The following is a 15,730-nucleotide window of genomic DNA, read 5'->3' on the forward strand; positions in this document are numbered from 1 at the left end:
GCTTACCCCTCCCCAACCCTCCCCTTGGCTGCGCCAAAGGGAGGGGGCGGTCATGCGAGGTCTTTCAGATAGCAGCGATTGACGCTTTTGCTCCCTCCCTTTGGCGCAGCCAAGGGGAGGGTTGGGGAGGGGTCTGGCTCCTAAAGCTTCAACCGCCGATACAACGTACTGCGATTCACCCCCAGCCGCTTCGCCGCCTGGCTGACATTGCCATTGCACGCCGCCAGCGCCTGGCGCATCACCTCCAGCGTCATCTCCTGCAGGCTGCCATCGCCGGCCGGGACGACGGCAGGCGGGTACGCCACAAGCAGATATTCCGGCAAGCCCTCCGCCGCGATCACCGCGGTCGGCTCGCTCAACGCCACCAGCGTGCGCAGGCAGGCCACCAGCTGCCGCAGGTTGCCCGGCCAGGGGTAGGCCGCCAGCTTCTGCAGGGCCTGGTCCGACAACGTGCGCTGTTGCGCCAACGGCGCCCATAGCGCCTGCACCAGCGCGGTACGGTCCGCTTCCTCGCGCAACGCCGGCAAGCGCATCACGTGGTCGGCGATGCGGTAGTACAGGTCCGAACGGAAACGACCTTCATCCATCGCCTGCTGCAGATCGCAATGCGTTGCGCAGACCAGCATGAAATCCAGCTTGACCGGCTTGCCGCCCCCCAGCGGTGACAGTTCGCGGTCCTGCAGCACCCGCAGCAGGCGTGGCTGCAGGGCCAGCGGCATGTCACCGATCTCGTCCAGGAACAACACGCCGCCCTGTGCCTGGCGCAACAGGCCCGGGCTGCCCTGGCGACGCGCGCCGGTGAAGGCGCCTTCCTCGTAGCCGAACAGCTCGGCCTCGATCAATCCTTCCGGCAGCGCCGCGCAGTTCACCGCGACGAACGGCTTGCCGGCACGGCTGCCACGCGCATGCAGCGCGCGCGCCGCAACCTCCTTGCCGGTGCCGGTCTCGCCTTGCAGCAACACCGGCAGACCGGCCTCCAGCACGCGGCCGGCGCGCGCCAGCTGCAGTTCCTGCGCCGCACTGAATACCGTGCCGGCCGCCGGCAAGGGCAGGGCGGGGCGCGCCTGCGGCACCGGCACGGATACCACCTGCGCACGCGCCACGCGCGCCGCCGACGCCTCCAGTTGGCCGTGCAGGATGCGGCCACTACGGTCCTGCAGCATGCCGTCATCGCGCATGCGCGACAGCGGTGCATCGAACAATGCCTCATACGAGGCGCGGCCGATGTCACCACGCTCCAGCCCGAACAGGCGCAAGCCCACGCCGTTGGCCGCCACCAACCGTCCATTGCGGAAACCGAGCACCCCTTCACCGGCGGTCCCCAGCAGCGCGCGGTCGTGGTGCAGGCGCAGCAGCTCGCAGCTGTCCATGCCGTTCTCGAAGAAGCGGTGCTCGATGCGATTGGCCGCCAACCGCGCCAGGCCCAGCGCATGCATCTGCTGCACGCTGGCCGGTCCGGTGAAATCCAGCACGCCGACCAGTTGCCCATGCGGGTCATGGATGGGCGTGGCCGCGCAGCTGAGGATGCCGTGCGGCGCGAAGAAGTGCTCGCCGCCGCGCACCTCGATGGCCCGTCCTTCGACGATGGCGGTGCCGATGGCATTGGTGCCCACCGCCGCTTCGCTCCAGCACACGCCGGGCATCAACGCGACGCGGCCGGCCCTGTCCAGGAAGCCGGCATTGCCCTCGGCATTGAGGATCCAACCGGATTCGTCGGTGAGCAGCACGATGCTGTCGGTGCTGGCGGCATGCGCGGCCAGGCCATCGAGCTCGGCCCGCGCCAGGTGCCACAGGCGCTCGTGGCGCTCGCGCAGTTCACGCAGGTTGGCACCGGGCAGCGGTTCCAGCTGCGGCTGCGCATCGACCGCCAGGCCGCTGCGCTGGCAACGTCGCCACGATTGCAGGATGGCATCGGGCACGGTGCCGACGGGCAGGGTGCCCCGCTCGAAGAACGAACGCCGGGCGTTGCCCACGCGGTGTTGCGGTAGCTGTGCCATGGAAACTCCTGTGTCGCAGATTGCGACAGGTGTCCGTTTGCCTGTTCCGATTAACAGCACAGTGCCGTGGCCACTGCAACGTCCGCGGCTGATGCGGCGCAACACCGGCCGCCCCGCGGCGCCGTCCCGGCGGCATTTGCCGCGTGCGGCAACGCAGCACGGCGAAGTTGGCACTGCTCTTGCGCCTTGCAGGGACCACCGCCGCGCGCGGTCCATCCCATTGCTGATCCCGGAGATGCACGCATGAACGCAGTCCTGTCCACCAAGCCCATGGCCACCGACCCGCAGTCGCTGTTCAAGCCCCGCTATGGCAACTACATCGGCGGCCAATGGGTGGCGCCGCGCAGCGGCCAGTACTTCGACAACATCACCCCGGTCACCGGCAAGGTGTTCACCCAGGTGGCGCGCTCCAACGCCGAGGACATCGAACTGGCACTGGACGCCGCGCATGCCGCCAAGGACGCCTGGGGCAAGACCTCCAGCACCGAGCGCGCCAACCTGCTCAACCGCATCGCCGACCGCATCGAGCAGAACCTGGAGCTGATCGCCCACGCCGAGACCTGGGACAACGGCAAGCCGATCCGTGAAACGCTCAACGCCGACGTGCCGCTGATGGCCGACCACTTCCGCTACTTCGCCGGTGCCCTGCGCGCGCAGGAAGGCAGCCTGTCGCAGCTGGACGAGGACACCGTGGCCTACCACTTCCACGAGCCGCTCGGCGTGGTCGGGCAGATCATCCCGTGGAACTTCCCGCTGTTGATGGCGGCATGGAAGCTGGCCCCGGCGCTGGCCGCCGGCAACTGCGTGGTGCTCAAGCCGGCCGAACAGACCCCAGCCTCGATCCTGGTGCTGATGGAAGTGATCGGCGACCTGCTGCCGCCGGGCGTGCTCAACATCGTCAACGGCTTCGGCCTGGAGGCCGGCAAGCCGCTGGCCAGCAGCCCGCGCATCGCCAAGATCGCCTTCACCGGCGAAACCGGCACCGGCCGGCTGATCATGCAGTACGCCAGCCAGAACCTGATCCCGGTGACGCTGGAGCTGGGCGGCAAGTCGCCCAACATCTTCTTCGCCGACGTGATGGCCGAGGACGATGATTTCCTGGACAAGGCGGTGGAAGGCTTCGTGATGTTCGCCTTCAACCAGGGCGAGGTGTGCACCTGCCCGTCGCGTGCGCTGATCCAGGAGTCGATCTACGAGGCGTTCATGGAGCGCGCCTTGGCGCGCGTGGCGGCGATCGTCCAGGGCAACCCGCTGGACCCCAACACCATGGTCGGCGCGCAGGCCTCGAAGGAGCAGCTGGACAAGATCCTGTCCTACATCGAGATCGGCAAGGCCGAGGGCGCGCAGGTGCTGATCGGCGGCGAGCGCAACACGCTGCACGGCGACCTGGAAGACGGCTTCTACGTCAGGCCGACCGTATTCAAGGGCCGCAACGACATGCGCATCTTCCAGGAGGAGATCTTCGGGCCGGTGGTCTCGGTGACCACCTTCAGGACCGAGGAAGAAGCCCTGCAGATCGCCAACGACACCGCCTACGGCCTGGGTGCCGGGCTGTGGAGCCGCGACGCCTCGCGCCTGTACCGGATGGGCCGCGCCATCCAGGCCGGGCGGGTGTGGACCAACTGCTACCACGCCTATCCGGCGCATGCCGCGTTCGGAGGCTACAAGCAGTCGGGCATCGGCCGCGAGAACCACAAGATGATGCTCGACCACTATCAGCAGACCAAGAACCTGCTGGTCAGCTATTCACCGAAGAAGCTGGGCTTCTTCTGACCCCGCATGCCCGGCACGCCAACGTGCCGGGCGTGATCACGATCAATGCGCCGGACATGGGCCGGCGTCAGAGTAGGGCTATCCCCCAGTAAGGAGATCGACGATGGACAAGACGATGAAAGCTGCGGTGGTTCGTGAATTCGGCAAGCCGCTGACCATCGAGGAAGTACCGGTGCCGCGCCCGGCCGCCGGTGACATCCTGGTCAAGATCGAAGCCTGTGGCGTCTGCCACACCGACCTGCACGCCGCCGAAGGCGACTGGCCGGTCAAGCCCAACCCGCCCTTCATCCCCGGCCATGAAGGCGTTGGCCACGTGGTGGCGGTGGGTGCCGGCGTCACCCACGTGAAGGAAGGCGACCGCGTCGGCGTGCCGTGGCTGTACTCGGCCTGTGGCTACTGCGAGCACTGCCTGGGCGGCTGGGAAACCCTGTGCGAGAGCCAGCAGAACACCGGCTACTCGGTCAACGGTGGCTTCGCCGAGTACGCGCTGGCCAACGCCGGCTATGTCGGCCACCTGCCGGCCAACGTCGGCTTCGTCGAGATCGCCCCGGTGCTGTGCGCGGGTGTCACCGTGTACAAGGGCCTGAAGATGACCGACACCAAGCCCGGCGACTGGGTGGTGATTTCCGGGGTCGGCGGGTTGGGCCACATGGCGGTGCAGTACGCCAAGGCGATGGGCCTGAACGTGGCCGCGGTGGACGTGGACGAGGCCAAGCTGACCCTGGCCAAGCGCCTGGGTGCCACCGTCACCGTCAACGCCCGCACCACCGACCCGGCCGCGTTCCTGAAGAAGGAGATCGGCGGCGCCCACGGTGCGCTGGTCACGGCGGTCTCGCCGAAGGCCTTCGAGCAGGCGCTGGGCATGGTGCGGCGTGGCGGCACGGTATCGCTCAACGGCCTGCCGCCGGGTGATTTCCCGCTCAACATCTTCGGCATGGTGCTCAACGGCGTGACCGTGCGCGGCTCCATCGTCGGCACCCGCCTGGACCTGCAGGAATCGCTGCAGTTCGCCGCCGACGGCAAGGTCGCCGCGACGGTGAGCACCGACACGCTGGAAAACATCAACGACGTGTTCGCGCGCATGCACGCCGGTGCCATCGAAGGCCGCGTGGTGCTGGATTTCAGCGCCTGATGCATTGCCCCCCGCCTGCGCCGAAGGTGCAGGGGAGGGTGGAAGCCATGAACACACCCTCCCTTGGGCGCAGCCCAGGGGAGGGCCGGGGAGGGGTCGCTTTGGGCTTTCTCCCTCAGCCCGCCCGCACGTGCACCGCGGCAGTCGGCATCCGATCCAGCGCCAGCCACGCATCCTCGATCACCCCGCGCACCTTCTCCCAGCCCAGCCGCGATTCACCACGGCTCTGCTCCCAGTGCGCGGCCAGCTCGGCTTCGGTGTCGGCACTGCCGCGCGGCCAATCCGCCGCGTGCGTGACCAGCGCGAAGGCATAGGCCGGTTGCAGGTCACGCCAGCGCAGTGCGCCACGACGGCGACGCGCGTAGTCATCCAGGCTGTACTGCACGAAGTCCTGCGCCACCTCGTCGGCGGCATGCGCGTTGCGCTGCAGTCGCCCGCGCCGGATCACGCTCGGATCAGCCCGGAACAACGTCGGGGCGGGGCGGTGTTCGACACGGTCAGGGCGGTACATGGCACGACCCTCCTCCTGCGGGGCAGCCACAATTACGCCCCTTCCCGTCAGTTCGCCGTGAGCTGCCTGTTAGCGAACAGTGAGAGACGGTCGGTGAATGGGGCAGGGCAGAGCGGGGCCCTGGACGGCTGCCCGCCGCAGGCTCAGGAGCCCCGGTCCCACAACCATTGCAGCCCCAGCGTGACACCGCGGTCCGGTCCCGGCTCGTAGTAGCGCTGGTTGCCGTCGTTGACGATGACCGAGCCGATGTAGCGCTGGTCCAGCACGTTGTCCACGCGCGCGAACACCCGCAGCGGACCGCGCGTGGTCGGCCATTCCCGTGCCGCCTCCAGGTTCAGCAGGGCGTAGCCCGGTGCGCGCGCATCGGCCAGGTCGTTGACCACCATGTCGCTGGCAGCGACCACTTCGGCAGCCCACTGCCATGCCCCCGGCTGCCACTGCCAACGCGCGGACAGCTGCTGGCGCGGCACGCCCGGCAGGCGGCTGCCGGGCGCCACCCGGTTGGTCGGTACCCGGCACGGCGCGGGCAGGCCGGTGCAGGTCAGGTAGCCGTCACGCACGCTGGCCTGCAGCCAGGTCCAGGCCAGCTGCAGGTGCTGGCTTTCGCCGATCGGCTGCTGCCATCCCAGCTCCACGCCTTGGCGACGGGTGGCGCCGATGTTGCGGTAGCTGCTGCGTCCACCGCTGTTGGTCGCCACCGCCAGCTCGTCATCGGTATCGGCGCGGAACAGCGCCAATTCCAGGCGCGCCCCGCTCTGTGCACGCCACTTGGCGCCCAGTTCGTAGTTGCGGCTGGTCGAGGAGGACAGGTCCAGCGCCATCCCCGCACCGCCATCGGCGCGGTAACCCAGCTCATTGAAGGTGGGGCTCTCAAAGCCGCGGCCCGCCGAGGCGTACAGGCGCAGGCCGTCGTTGGCGCGGAACACCAGTCCACCGACCGGCGTGGTCGCCGAATAGTCGCGGCGGCCGCTGTCATCCGGGTTGCCGGCGGTGAGGTAGTGGTCCTGCGAGCGGAACCGCACCTGCGTGTGCCGCGCACCGACCAGCGCCGACCAGCGCGGGCTGAACTGCCACCATGCCTGCGCGAACTGGTCCACGTTCTGCACCTGGTCGCGCTGGTCACGGCGCAACCGGCCCTTGATGCCGTAGGTGGTGCCGATGAAGTTCTCGTAGCCGGTGCGGTGCTGGCGCTGGCGGTCGGCATTGGCGCCGAGCACCAGCTCCAATGGCCGGCCGACAAGCGCGCCATGCCAGGCCCAGCGCGCGTCCACGCCGCCGTAGTTGCCGTCCAGGTCGATCACGCCGCCGGAATGCAGCGGGTTGCCCTGGGTCGCCGGCGGGATCGCCAGGAACTGTTCGACCGCACGCTGCCCGGCATAGCCCATCAGGCGCCAGGTCTGGTGCTCCCGGTCCAGCGTGTAGACCAGCCCGGCCTGGTTCTGCCGCACCGACTTGCGGGTGTCGTACTGGGCGGCGACCGCCGTGGCCTGGCGTGGATCGGCCTGCACCTGCGCGCGGGTCAGGCCCAGCGGGTCCTGCGCATGCGGGGCATCGAAGCCGTTGAGCAGCAGGTCCAGGCGCTGCCCCGGGGCCAGCGCGAACCCCAACCGCGCCGCGAGCGACTCCCGTCGCGCCGCACTGTGGTCACGCCAGCCATCGGTGCGGAAGTGGTTGGCGGCCACGTTGTAATGCATCGCCCCCGTCTTGCCCTTGAGCTGCACGCCGGTGCTGGCGTTGCCATTGCTGCCGGCGCTGCTGCGCAGCCGCCACGGGTCACCGGCCTGGCCATCGGCGCTCCACAGCTGCAGCACGCCACCGGAAGAGTTGCCATGCAACGCCGAGAACGGACCGCGCAGCACCTCGATGCGGTCCGCGCCGAGCAAGCTGAAATGCGACAGTTGGCCTTGCCCATCGGGCATCGTCGCCGGCACCCCATCGACCAGCAGGCGCACGCCGCGCACGCCGAAGGTGGAGCGCGCGCCAAAGCCACGGATCGACAGCTGGGTGTCCTGGGCAAGGTTCTGGCGTTCGCGCGCCGACAGGCCCGGCACGCCACCCAGCGCTTCGCCCACCAGCGCGCCGCGGCCATTGCCAGCGGTGCCCACGTCCACCGTGGTGCTGGAGGCGGGCAATTCGAAGTCATCCACCGCATGCACCTTGGCCGCCTGTACCTGCACGGCACGCAGGGTTTCCGGCGCCGGTTCTGCGGCGTGGACGGGATCGGCAAGAAACAGGCCGGAAACGATCAGGAACGGGGCAGGGGGGCGCATCCGTTCATGATCGCGCAGGCGGTGCCTGCGACGCGTGCATGACTGCCGCTGTAGTTCCAACTGAAATCCTCCGGCCATCGCCGCCCCACCCTGCTACGATGTGGCGGTTCTGGCCGCCGTGCGTGATCCGCGCCGGACACCCCCACTCCCCGCCACTCTGAAACGAGTACCGCCGTGTCCTTCTTTGCAAATGTGGAACAGGTTCCTGGCGACCCGATCCTGGGTCTGACCGAGGCATACAACGCTGACAGCCGCCCGACCAAGGTCAACCTTGGCGTCGGCATCTACTACGACGAGAACGGCCGCATCCCGCTGCTGCGTGCCGTCAAGCAGTACGAGCAGCAGTTGGTGGCCGAGGCCAAACCGCGTGGCTACCTGCCCATCGACGGTCTGCCGGCCTACACCCTGGCCACGCAGAAGCTGGTGTTCGGCGAAGGTTCGGACCTGCTGGCCGCCGGCCGCGTGGCCACCTCGCAGACCATCGGCGGCAGCGGCGCGCTGCGCGTCGGCGCGGACCTGCTGCGTACGCTGCTGCCCCACGCCACCGTGGCCATCAGCAACCCGAGCTGGGAAAACCACCGCGCCGTGTTCGGCGCCGCCGGTTTCGACGTGGTCGATTACACCTACTTCGACAACGCCACCCACGGCCTGGATTTCGCCGGCATGGTCGCCGACCTGCAGAAGCTGCAGCCGGGCACCGTGGTGCTGCTGCACGCCTGCTGCCACAACCCGACCGGCGCGGACCTGAGCACCGAGCAGTGGAAGCAGGTTGCCGCGCTGCTGAAGGACCGCCAGCTGTTCCCCTTCATCGACATGGCCTACCAGGGCTTCGACAAGGGCATCGAGCCGGACGGCCAGGCCGTGCGCATCATCGCCGAGGCCGGCATCGACAGCTTCATCGTCGCCAACTCGTACTCCAAGTCGTTCTCGCTGTACGGCGAGCGCGTCGGCGCGTTGTCGGTGGTGGGCCCGGATGCGGCCTCGACCAAGGCCGTGCAGTCGCAGGTCAAGCGCATCATCCGCACCATCTACTCCAGCCCGTCCACCCACGGCGCCGCCCTGGTGGCCGGCGTGCTGGGCAGCGCCGAGCTGCGTGGCCTGTGGGACGCCGAACTGACCGAGATGCGCGAGCGCATCCACGCCCTGCGGGCCGGCATGGTGCAGAAGCTGGCCGCCCTGGGCGCGCCGGAGTTCAGCTTCATCGAGAAGCAGGCCGGCATGTTCTCGTACTCGGGCCTGAGCAAGGCGCAGGTGGACCGGCTGCGTGACGACTACGGCATCTATGCCGTGGGCACCGGCCGCATCTGCGTGGCCGCGCTGAGCCAGAAGAACCTGGACTACGTGGCCAAGGCCGTCTACGAGGTCAGCCGCGGCTGATCGGCCGTCGCTGTCCTGTTGAAAAGCCCGGGGAAACCCGGGCTTTTTTAGTGCCGTACGAAGAGCTTTACCTCTCTCCAGCGCGTCCTCGGCGAACCGAAAGCCAGCGGCCAAATGCCTGATGCGTGGGGGTCCGCAGGATCGCAAAGCCCTTCCGCTCCCCGACGTTCCTCATCCGACCAGCCAGGCCACCACTGCAGCGCCAACCACCATTGCGCCCAGCCCCACGCTGACGATGCCGCCATAGCGTGCACCGCCACTGAGGAAAGCCAGCACCGACTTGGCCAACGACGCCGACGCCAGCAGGGCGATCACGCCCCAACGCGCCTGGCCCAGCTCCAGCCCGCCGGACGTGGTCAGGCTGGCGATGCTTGCCGCCGCCGCATGCAGTTCACCCAGCGCCGCCACCGTCGCGCCCACCAGCGCCCCGGCCTGGCCGAACAGCTGGCGTAGCCCTTCCGATACCAGCAGCACCGCCGCAATCGCCACCGCGATCATCAGCGCATGCTGCAGCTGGAATGCCTTGGCCGTCGAAGTCTCGGGCACCGCTTCATCCGGCACATGGCGCAGGCCCAGCGCCGCGAACCCCAGCAATACCAGCGCGCCGGCCAGCAACGGCCACGCACTGGCGCGCAACAGGGCCGGCGAGGTGGTGCCGATCACCGCCGCGAACAGCAACAACGAGGCCAGGTTGGCCAGCAAGGCGGCCGATGCCGAAGGCGGGACCAGCGCTGGTGCCGCCCGGCTGCTGCGCCCGAACCCCGCCACCGAAGCGGTGGAGGAGGCAAAACCGGAAAAGAAGCCGGCCACCGGCAGGCCCCAGCGCGCGCCCACCGCACGCAGCGCGACATGCCCAAGCATGCCGGTGCCCATCACCAGCACCACGATCTGCCAGAGCTTGTACGGCACCAGCACGCCCCAGGGATCCACCGCCTCGGACGGCAGCAGCGGCAGCACCACCAGCGCGCACGCCGCCAGCAGCAACGCATCGCGCACCTCCTGGTCGGTGATGACTTCGCGGCTCAACCGCGCCAACGGCGCCTTGGCCCACAGCAGGATCGCCACCACCACGCCCAATGCGGCGGCCAGCGCCGGTTGCTCCAGTGCCAGCCCGCCGAGCAGCACCGTGGTCAGCATGGTGATCTCGCCGGTCAGGCCCGGGTCGTCGGCCGCGCTGATGCGGTAGCTGGTCCAGGCCAGGGCCGCGGCGGCCAGCAGTGCCACCAGGAACGCCGGCAAGCCCAGCAGCATCGCCACCGCGCCCATCAGCGCCAGCAGGGCGTGCGTACGCACGCCGGCCTGCAGCGTGCGGGTCGTGCCGTGCTGGCGCTCGCGCACCGCACCGATCAGCAGCCCGATACCCAGGGCTGCCAACAAGCCATGTGTCACCTGATTCCAATCCATGCCACTCCCCTCCGTGCCTCCATGGTACGGACCCTGTGGATAAAGCCAACGGCAGCGCCGCATGGCTGCTTTTGTCCGCAAAAGGACACGGCATGGCCATCAGCTCGAAAAAAGCAGGACAACCCGCGACAATAGCGCTCCTTTTGTCTGAAGGTAGCTCCCGTCCATGTCCCGTACGTCGCTGACCCGCTTCCTGATCGAGGAAGAACAGAACAAGCGCATCAACGCCGACCTGCGCCAGCTGGTCGCGGTGGTCGCCCGCGCCTGCACCTCGATCGCCATCGCCGTCAGCAAGGGCGCCCTGGGGGGCGTGCTGGGCGATGCCGGCACCGGCAACGTGCAGGGCGAGGCACAGAAGAAGCTGGACGTGATCTCCAACGAGATCCTGCTCGAAGCCAACGCCTGGGGTGGCCACCTGGCGGCCTGCGCCTCGGAGGAGATGGACCACAGCCAGCCGGTGCCGTCGGAATACCCACAGGGTGACTTCCTGCTGCTGTTCGATCCGCTCGATGGCAGCTCCAACATCGACGTCAACGTCTCGGTCGGCACCATCTTCTCGGTGCTGCGTGCCCCGGCCGGCGTGAAGCAGCCCGGCGACGAACACTTCCTGCAGCCGGGCATGCAGCAGGTGGCCGCCGGCTACTGCATCTACGGGCCGAGCACGATGCTGGTGCTGACCGTCGGCCATGGCACCCACGCCTTCACCCTGGACCGCGAGACCGGCGCCTTCATCCTGACCCAGCGCAACATGCAGGTCCCGGCGGACACCAAGGAGTTCGCGATCAACATGTCCAACCAGCGCCACTGGGAAGCGCCGATGCAGGGCTACGTGGCCGACCTGCTGGCCGGCAAGGAAGGCAGCCGCGGCAAGGACTTCAACATGCGCTGGATCGCCTCGATGGTGGCCGACGTGCACCGCATCCTGACCCGCGGCGGCATCTTCATCTATCCGTGGGACAAGAAGGACCCGGGCAAGGCCGGCAAGCTGCGCCTGATGTACGAAGCCAACCCGATGGCGCTGCTGGTCGAGCAGGCCGGCGGCGCGGCCACCAACGGCCGCGAGCGCATCCTCGACCTCCAGCCGACCCAGCTGCACCAGCGCGTGCCGGTGTTCCTCGGTTCGAAGAACGAGGTGGCGCAAGCCACCCGTTACCACACCGACCACGACGCCAACTGATCACCGCTCGTTGCAGCGGGACCACGCTCCGCTGCAGCCCTCCCGGCAATGCACCGCCGGGAGGGCCTGGCACTACCCAAAGCAGGTGTTCCACGCCACCATCGGCCTCAGTTCTCCTGGGAACCACCGATGAGCGACGTGGATTTCATCGAGGTTTACGACGACGCGCTGTCCGCCCAGGACTGCGCGGCGATCGTGCAGCGCATGCAGCACAGCAACCAGCTGCAACCCGGCCGCGTGGGCGGCGGCGTGCATCCGGACCTCAAGCACAGCCGCGACCTGCGCATCAGCGGTAGCGAGGATTGGCGCGATGTCGACCAGCGCCTGCAGGTCGCCGTCTTCAATGGCCTGCTGCGTTATCTACGACGTTATCCACAGGCCCTGATCTCGCCGCTGATGTTGCAGGTCCCCGGCAGCGACGGCCAACCGCGCCGCCTCACCGCCGATGATTTCCCCGCCATGGACGAGCGCGCGCTGTCCGACCTGGCCCGCACCTGCCTGCGCCCGGGCGCGATCAACCTGCAGTGGTACACCGCGGGCGAGGGCGGCTACCCGTACTGGCATTGCGAGCTGTTCCCGCGCGACGCCAGCGGCGAAACCCTGCACCGCCACCTGCTGTGGACGCTCTACCTCAACGACGGTTTCGACGAAGGCCAGACCGAGTTCCTGTTCCAGCAACGCAAGGTTGCCCCGCGCACCGGCAGCCTGCTGATCGCACCGACCGCCTTCACCCACACCCATCGCGGCAACCGCCCGCAGGGCGGCGACAAGTTCATCGCCACCAGCTGGATCCTGTTCCAGTCCGCCCAGCGGCTGTACGGGCAGCCTTAGGCGCCACGTCCCCCTTCACGCGGCAGGCATTACGCTGCTCGGCACCCGGCCCGCATCACGCGAACACTGGAGCTCACCGATGAACTGGATCGCGCTTGCCGCGCTGTTGCTCGTCCTGGTCAATCTCGTCGCCACTGGCGCGGTGTTCCGTGTGCCGGACCTGTCCGCCTCGCAGCGCGTGCTGCAGATCGCCACGATCTGGCTGCTGCCGGTCATCGGCGCGGTGTTGTGCCTGAGCTTCGCCAGCACCCAGGCCAATGCCGCCGCCACGCCGCGCGATGACACGTTCTCCGCATCCGACGGCGGCGGGCCGATCCTGGGAACCGACGCCTATGCCAGCGAGTGCAGCGGCGATGGGGGCAGCTGCGATGGTGGCGGGGACGGTGGAGGTGGCGGCGATTGACCCGGCAACCGGCCTGCCCGCTCAAAACAACTCGCCCTGCAGCGACGGTTTCTTCGGCGGGGCCGGCGCGATGAAACGGCTGCAGTCCAGCTTCGGCCAATGGCTGTTCTGGGCATCAAACCCCAACCGCTTGCGCGCCAGCTTGAAGCGGTTGGAAAGCAGGTCGGCGTAGGCGCCTTCTCCACGCATGCGCTTGCCGAACTGGCTGTCGTAATCCTTGCCGCCCCGCAGCTGGTTGATGGTGCTCATCACGTGTTCGGCACGCTGCGGGTAGTGCGCCTGCAGCCAATCGCGGAACAGCGGTGCCACTTCGTAGGGCAGGCGCAGCAGCACATAGCCCGCGCTGCAGGCCCCGGCATCGCGGGCGGCCTCCAGCACCGCTTCCAGCTCGGCGTCGTTGATCCACGGGATGACCGGCGCCACCATCACCCCCACCGGGATGCCGGCCTGGCTCAGCCGCCGCATCGCGCGCAGGCGGGCATGCGGGGCCGAGGCGCGCGGCTCCAGCTTCGCCGACAGGTGCGGGTCCAGCGAGGTCACCGAAAAATGCACGCTCACCAGCTGCTGCCCGGCCAGCGGGGCGAGCAGGTCGATGTCACGCTCCACCAGCGCGTTCTTGGTGATCAGCGAGAACGGATGCCGGGTCTCCAGCATCACCTCGATCAGCTGCCGGGTGATGCCCAGCTTGCGCTCGATCGGCTGGTAGGCGTCGGTGTTGATGCCCAGCGCGATCGGCTGCGGCACGTAGCCCGGCCGGGACAACTCCCGGCGCAGCACGTCGGCCGCGTTGACCTTGGCGAAGATCTTGGTCTCGAAGTCCAACCCCGGCGACAGGTTGAGGTAGGCATGCGTGGGGCGGGCGAAGCAGTACGAACACCCGTGCTCGCAACCGCGGTACGGGTTCACCGACTGGCTGAAACCCACGTCCGGCGAGGTGTTGCGGCTGATGATGCTGCGCGCGGTTTCCGGGCGTACGTCCGTGCGCAGCCGGGCCTGGGCGAACTCCTCGCTCTCCTCTGTCGCCCAGCCATCGTCCACGGCTTCGGTGAGCTGTGTCTCGAACCGGCCGGGCAGGTAGCTGCTGGCACCGCGGCCTTTGATGGGGGAGGGGGTCGACATCTGCCTACGCTAGCGCCCGCCTGTCTCACTGTCAGCGACTGGCCACATTCAGCTGCCCGGCGCTTCAGCCGGCCTTGCACAAGGTGATCGACAGGCGCCATGGGCGGCTTTTGTCCCTCGCGCGCACCGTCGGATGGCTAGAATCGGCGGATGCGCGATGCCTTCCACAGCCTCTGGGCCAGCTTGTCCAGCCTTCCCCACCTCGGCCAGATCCTGGCCGCCACCTACGTGGTCTACCTGGTCCTGCTGGCCTGCTACATCGTGCTGCAGAAGCGCGAACCGGTGGCCACGCTGAGCTGGATCCTGTCCTTGGCGGCGCTGCCCTACATCGGCCTGTTCGTGTTCTACCTGTTCGGCCCACAACGCATCGTCCGCCAGCGCCTGCGCCGCGGGCGCTCGCGCGAGGGGCTGGGCACCTACGACGCGGTCGGCGCGCAGGATGACACCTGCACCGAGCTGGCGCGGGTCGGGCAGGCCACCACCGGCCTGCCGCCCAGCACCGCCACCGAAGTCGACTGGCTGGTCGATGGCGCGGCCACCTACGCGGCGATCATCGGCGCCATCGGCCAGGCACGTCGCCACGTGAACCTGGAGTACTACATCTTCGAGCCCGACCATGCCGGCACCGCCATGCGCGATGCCTTGGCCGAACGCGCCAAGGCCGGCGTCAAGGTGCGCCTGCTGCTCGATGCGGTGGGTTCCTCGCGCATCGGCAAGCGCTTCCTGCAACCGCTGCTCGACGCCGGCGGCGAGGTGGCCTGGTTCCACCCGCGCCAGTTGTTGAAGCCGTTCAAGCGCCCGTGGCTGAACCTGCGCACGCACCGCAAGCTGGTGGTGGTGGACGGCGAGGTCGCCTTTACCGGCGGCATCAACGTCACCGACGAGGAAGACGACAGCCGCAACCCCAATGCGTATCGCGACCTGCACATGCGCATCCGGGGCCATGTGGTGCACAGCCTGCAACTGGTGTTCCTGGAAGACTGGATCTACGCCACCGGGCAGGGTGCGGGCAACTTCCGGCGCGAAGACCTGTTCCCGCCCGACGTGCCGCGGCGCGACCAGGGCACGATCCGCGCGCAGGTGCTGGTCTCCGGGCCGGATTCGGCATGGGAGGCGATCCACCGCCTGCACGTGGCCGCCATCCAGGAAGCCCGCCACCGCGTCTGGCTGGTCACCCCGTATTTCGTGCCCGGCGAAGCCGCCCGAATGGCGCTGACCTCGGCTGCGCTCGGCGGGCTGGACACGCGCTTGATGGTCCCGCGGCAGAGCGATTCGAAGTTCGTCACCCTGGCCGCCCGCTCCTACTTCGACGAGTTGCTCGAGGCCGGCGTGCGCATCTTCGAGTACGGCCCGCGCATGCTGCACAGCAAGGCCTTCATCGCCGATGACCACACCTGCATCGTCGGCACCGCCAACTTCGACCACCGCAGCTTCCGCCTGAACTTCGAGCTGTCGATGATGTACAACGACCGCGGGTTGACCGCCGAGCTGGACGCCATCCTGCAGCAGGAGTTCGACAGCGCCACCGAGGTGGTGCCAAGCAGCCAGCGCCCCCTGTGGCGCCAGCGGCTGCCGGAGGCCGTAGCTCGGCTGGCCTCACCACTGCTCTGAAGACCGCGCGGCACGCCTCGCCTGGCATGGCTGAACCGGCGGCGACAGGGGCGTTTCGCCGTCCATGCCTTCCAGCGCTCCGTCCATTCCGCGGCCCATGGAACCGGGCTTGCAGCGGCCGTTAA

At 68.6% G+C, this 15,730-nt stretch carries 12 protein-coding genes; 7 read left to right on the forward strand and 5 right to left on the reverse strand.

The window, feature by feature from the left end; all coding sequences use genetic code 11:
- Positions 1-140: 140 nt before the first annotated feature.
- Positions 141-1,997, reverse strand: coding sequence for a sigma-54-dependent Fis family transcriptional regulator (locus tag IB227_RS09770; RefSeq protein WP_192287177.1), 1,857 nt, complete (start codon positions 1,995-1,997; stop codon positions 141-143).
- A 243-nt stretch (positions 1,998-2,240) separates the two neighbouring features.
- Between IB227_RS09770 and adh the strand changes: the two genes are divergently transcribed.
- Positions 2,241-3,770, forward strand: coding sequence for an aldehyde dehydrogenase (gene adh, locus IB227_RS09775; protein ID WP_192287178.1), 1,530 nt, complete (start codon positions 2,241-2,243; stop codon positions 3,768-3,770).
- A gap of 103 nt (positions 3,771-3,873) precedes the next feature.
- Positions 3,874-4,902, forward strand: coding sequence for an alcohol dehydrogenase AdhP (gene adhP, locus IB227_RS09780; protein ID WP_192287179.1), 1,029 nt, complete (start codon positions 3,874-3,876; stop codon positions 4,900-4,902).
- Positions 4,903-5,017: 115 nt separating this feature from the next.
- Here adhP and IB227_RS09785 read toward each other — a convergent pair whose 3' ends face one another.
- Both IB227_RS09785 and IB227_RS09790 read right to left on the reverse strand, forming a co-directional pair.
- Positions 5,018-5,413 carry a hypothetical protein gene (locus IB227_RS09785; protein WP_225591642.1) on the reverse strand — a complete coding sequence of 132 codons (396 nt, stop codon included), beginning with the start codon at positions 5,411-5,413 and terminating at the stop codon, positions 5,018-5,020.
- A gap of 143 nt (positions 5,414-5,556) precedes the next feature.
- On the reverse strand, positions 5,557-7,683 hold the full coding sequence (locus IB227_RS09790; protein ID WP_192287180.1) for a TonB-dependent receptor: 2,127 nt from the start codon (positions 7,681-7,683) through the stop codon (positions 5,557-5,559).
- A 174-nt stretch (positions 7,684-7,857) separates the two neighbouring features.
- Here IB227_RS09790 and IB227_RS09795 point away from each other — a divergent pair, with 174 nt between their 5' ends.
- Positions 7,858-9,060 (forward strand): amino acid aminotransferase, encoded by a 1,203-nt coding sequence (locus IB227_RS09795; RefSeq protein WP_132864043.1) that lies wholly within the window; start codon positions 7,858-7,860, stop codon positions 9,058-9,060.
- A gap of 171 nt (positions 9,061-9,231) precedes the next feature.
- Here IB227_RS09795 and IB227_RS09800 read toward each other — a convergent pair whose 3' ends face one another.
- Positions 9,232-10,464 (reverse strand): DUF4010 domain-containing protein, encoded by a 1,233-nt coding sequence (locus IB227_RS09800; RefSeq protein ID WP_192287181.1) that lies wholly within the window; start codon positions 10,462-10,464, stop codon positions 9,232-9,234.
- A 166-nt stretch (positions 10,465-10,630) separates the two neighbouring features.
- Here IB227_RS09800 and IB227_RS09805 point away from each other — a divergent pair, with 166 nt between their 5' ends.
- From IB227_RS09805 to IB227_RS09815, 3 genes are all read left to right on the forward strand, one after another.
- Positions 10,631-11,641, forward strand: a complete 1,011-nt coding sequence (locus tag IB227_RS09805; protein WP_192287182.1) for a class 1 fructose-bisphosphatase — start codon at positions 10,631-10,633, stop codon at positions 11,639-11,641.
- Positions 11,642-11,770: 129 nt separating this feature from the next.
- Positions 11,771-12,472: a 2OG-Fe(II) oxygenase gene (locus IB227_RS09810; RefSeq protein ID WP_192287183.1), complete on the forward strand. Its 702-nt coding sequence runs from the start codon at positions 11,771-11,773 to the stop codon at positions 12,470-12,472.
- Between the two features lie 79 nt (positions 12,473-12,551).
- Positions 12,552-12,875: a hypothetical protein gene (locus IB227_RS09815; protein WP_192287184.1), complete on the forward strand. Its 324-nt coding sequence runs from the start codon at positions 12,552-12,554 to the stop codon at positions 12,873-12,875.
- A 21-nt stretch (positions 12,876-12,896) separates the two neighbouring features.
- Here the strand turns inward: IB227_RS09815 and IB227_RS09820 are convergent, their stop codons facing one another.
- Positions 12,897-13,994, reverse strand: a complete 1,098-nt coding sequence (locus tag IB227_RS09820) for a PA0069 family radical SAM protein (RefSeq protein ID WP_192287185.1) — start codon at positions 13,992-13,994, stop codon at positions 12,897-12,899.
- 150 nt (positions 13,995-14,144) lie between these two features.
- On the opposite strand from IB227_RS09820, the gene cls reads away from it, so the two are divergent.
- Positions 14,145-15,605, forward strand: a complete 1,461-nt coding sequence (gene cls, locus IB227_RS09825) for a cardiolipin synthase (RefSeq protein WP_192287186.1) — start codon at positions 14,145-14,147, stop codon at positions 15,603-15,605.
- The last annotated feature ends 125 nt before the right edge of the window (positions 15,606-15,730 follow it).

Source organism: Stenotrophomonas sp. STM01 (assembly GCF_014852135.1).
GTDB lineage: Bacteria > Pseudomonadota > Gammaproteobacteria > Xanthomonadales > Xanthomonadaceae > Stenotrophomonas > Stenotrophomonas capsici.

Excerpts from the sequence above, each read along its gene's own strand:
- cls (WP_192287186.1), top strand. The coding sequence starts at position 14,145 with ATGCGCGATGCCTTCCACAGCCTCTGGGCCAGCTTGTCCAGCCTTCCC.
- IB227_RS09805 (WP_192287182.1), top strand. The coding sequence starts at position 10,631 with ATGTCCCGTACGTCGCTGACCCGCTTCCTGATCGAGGAAGAACAGAAC.
- IB227_RS09770 (WP_192287177.1), bottom strand. The coding sequence starts at position 1,997 with ATGGCACAGCTACCGCAACACCGCGTGGGCAACGCCCGGCGTTCGTTC.
- IB227_RS09820 (WP_192287185.1), bottom strand. The coding sequence starts at position 13,994 with ATGTCGACCCCCTCCCCCATCAAAGGCCGCGGTGCCAGCAGCTACCTG.
- IB227_RS09800 (WP_192287181.1), bottom strand. The coding sequence starts at position 10,464 with ATGGATTGGAATCAGGTGACACATGGCTTGTTGGCAGCCCTGGGTATC.
- IB227_RS09810 (WP_192287183.1), top strand. The coding sequence starts at position 11,771 with ATGAGCGACGTGGATTTCATCGAGGTTTACGACGACGCGCTGTCCGCC.
- adh (WP_192287178.1), top strand. The coding sequence starts at position 2,241 with ATGAACGCAGTCCTGTCCACCAAGCCCATGGCCACCGACCCGCAGTCG.
- IB227_RS09785 (WP_225591642.1), bottom strand. The coding sequence starts at position 5,413 with ATGTACCGCCCTGACCGTGTCGAACACCGCCCCGCCCCGACGTTGTTC.
- IB227_RS09790 (WP_192287180.1), bottom strand. The coding sequence starts at position 7,683 with ATGCGCCCCCCTGCCCCGTTCCTGATCGTTTCCGGCCTGTTTCTTGCC.
- IB227_RS09815 (WP_192287184.1), top strand. The coding sequence starts at position 12,552 with ATGAACTGGATCGCGCTTGCCGCGCTGTTGCTCGTCCTGGTCAATCTC.
- adhP (WP_192287179.1), top strand. The coding sequence starts at position 3,874 with ATGGACAAGACGATGAAAGCTGCGGTGGTTCGTGAATTCGGCAAGCCG.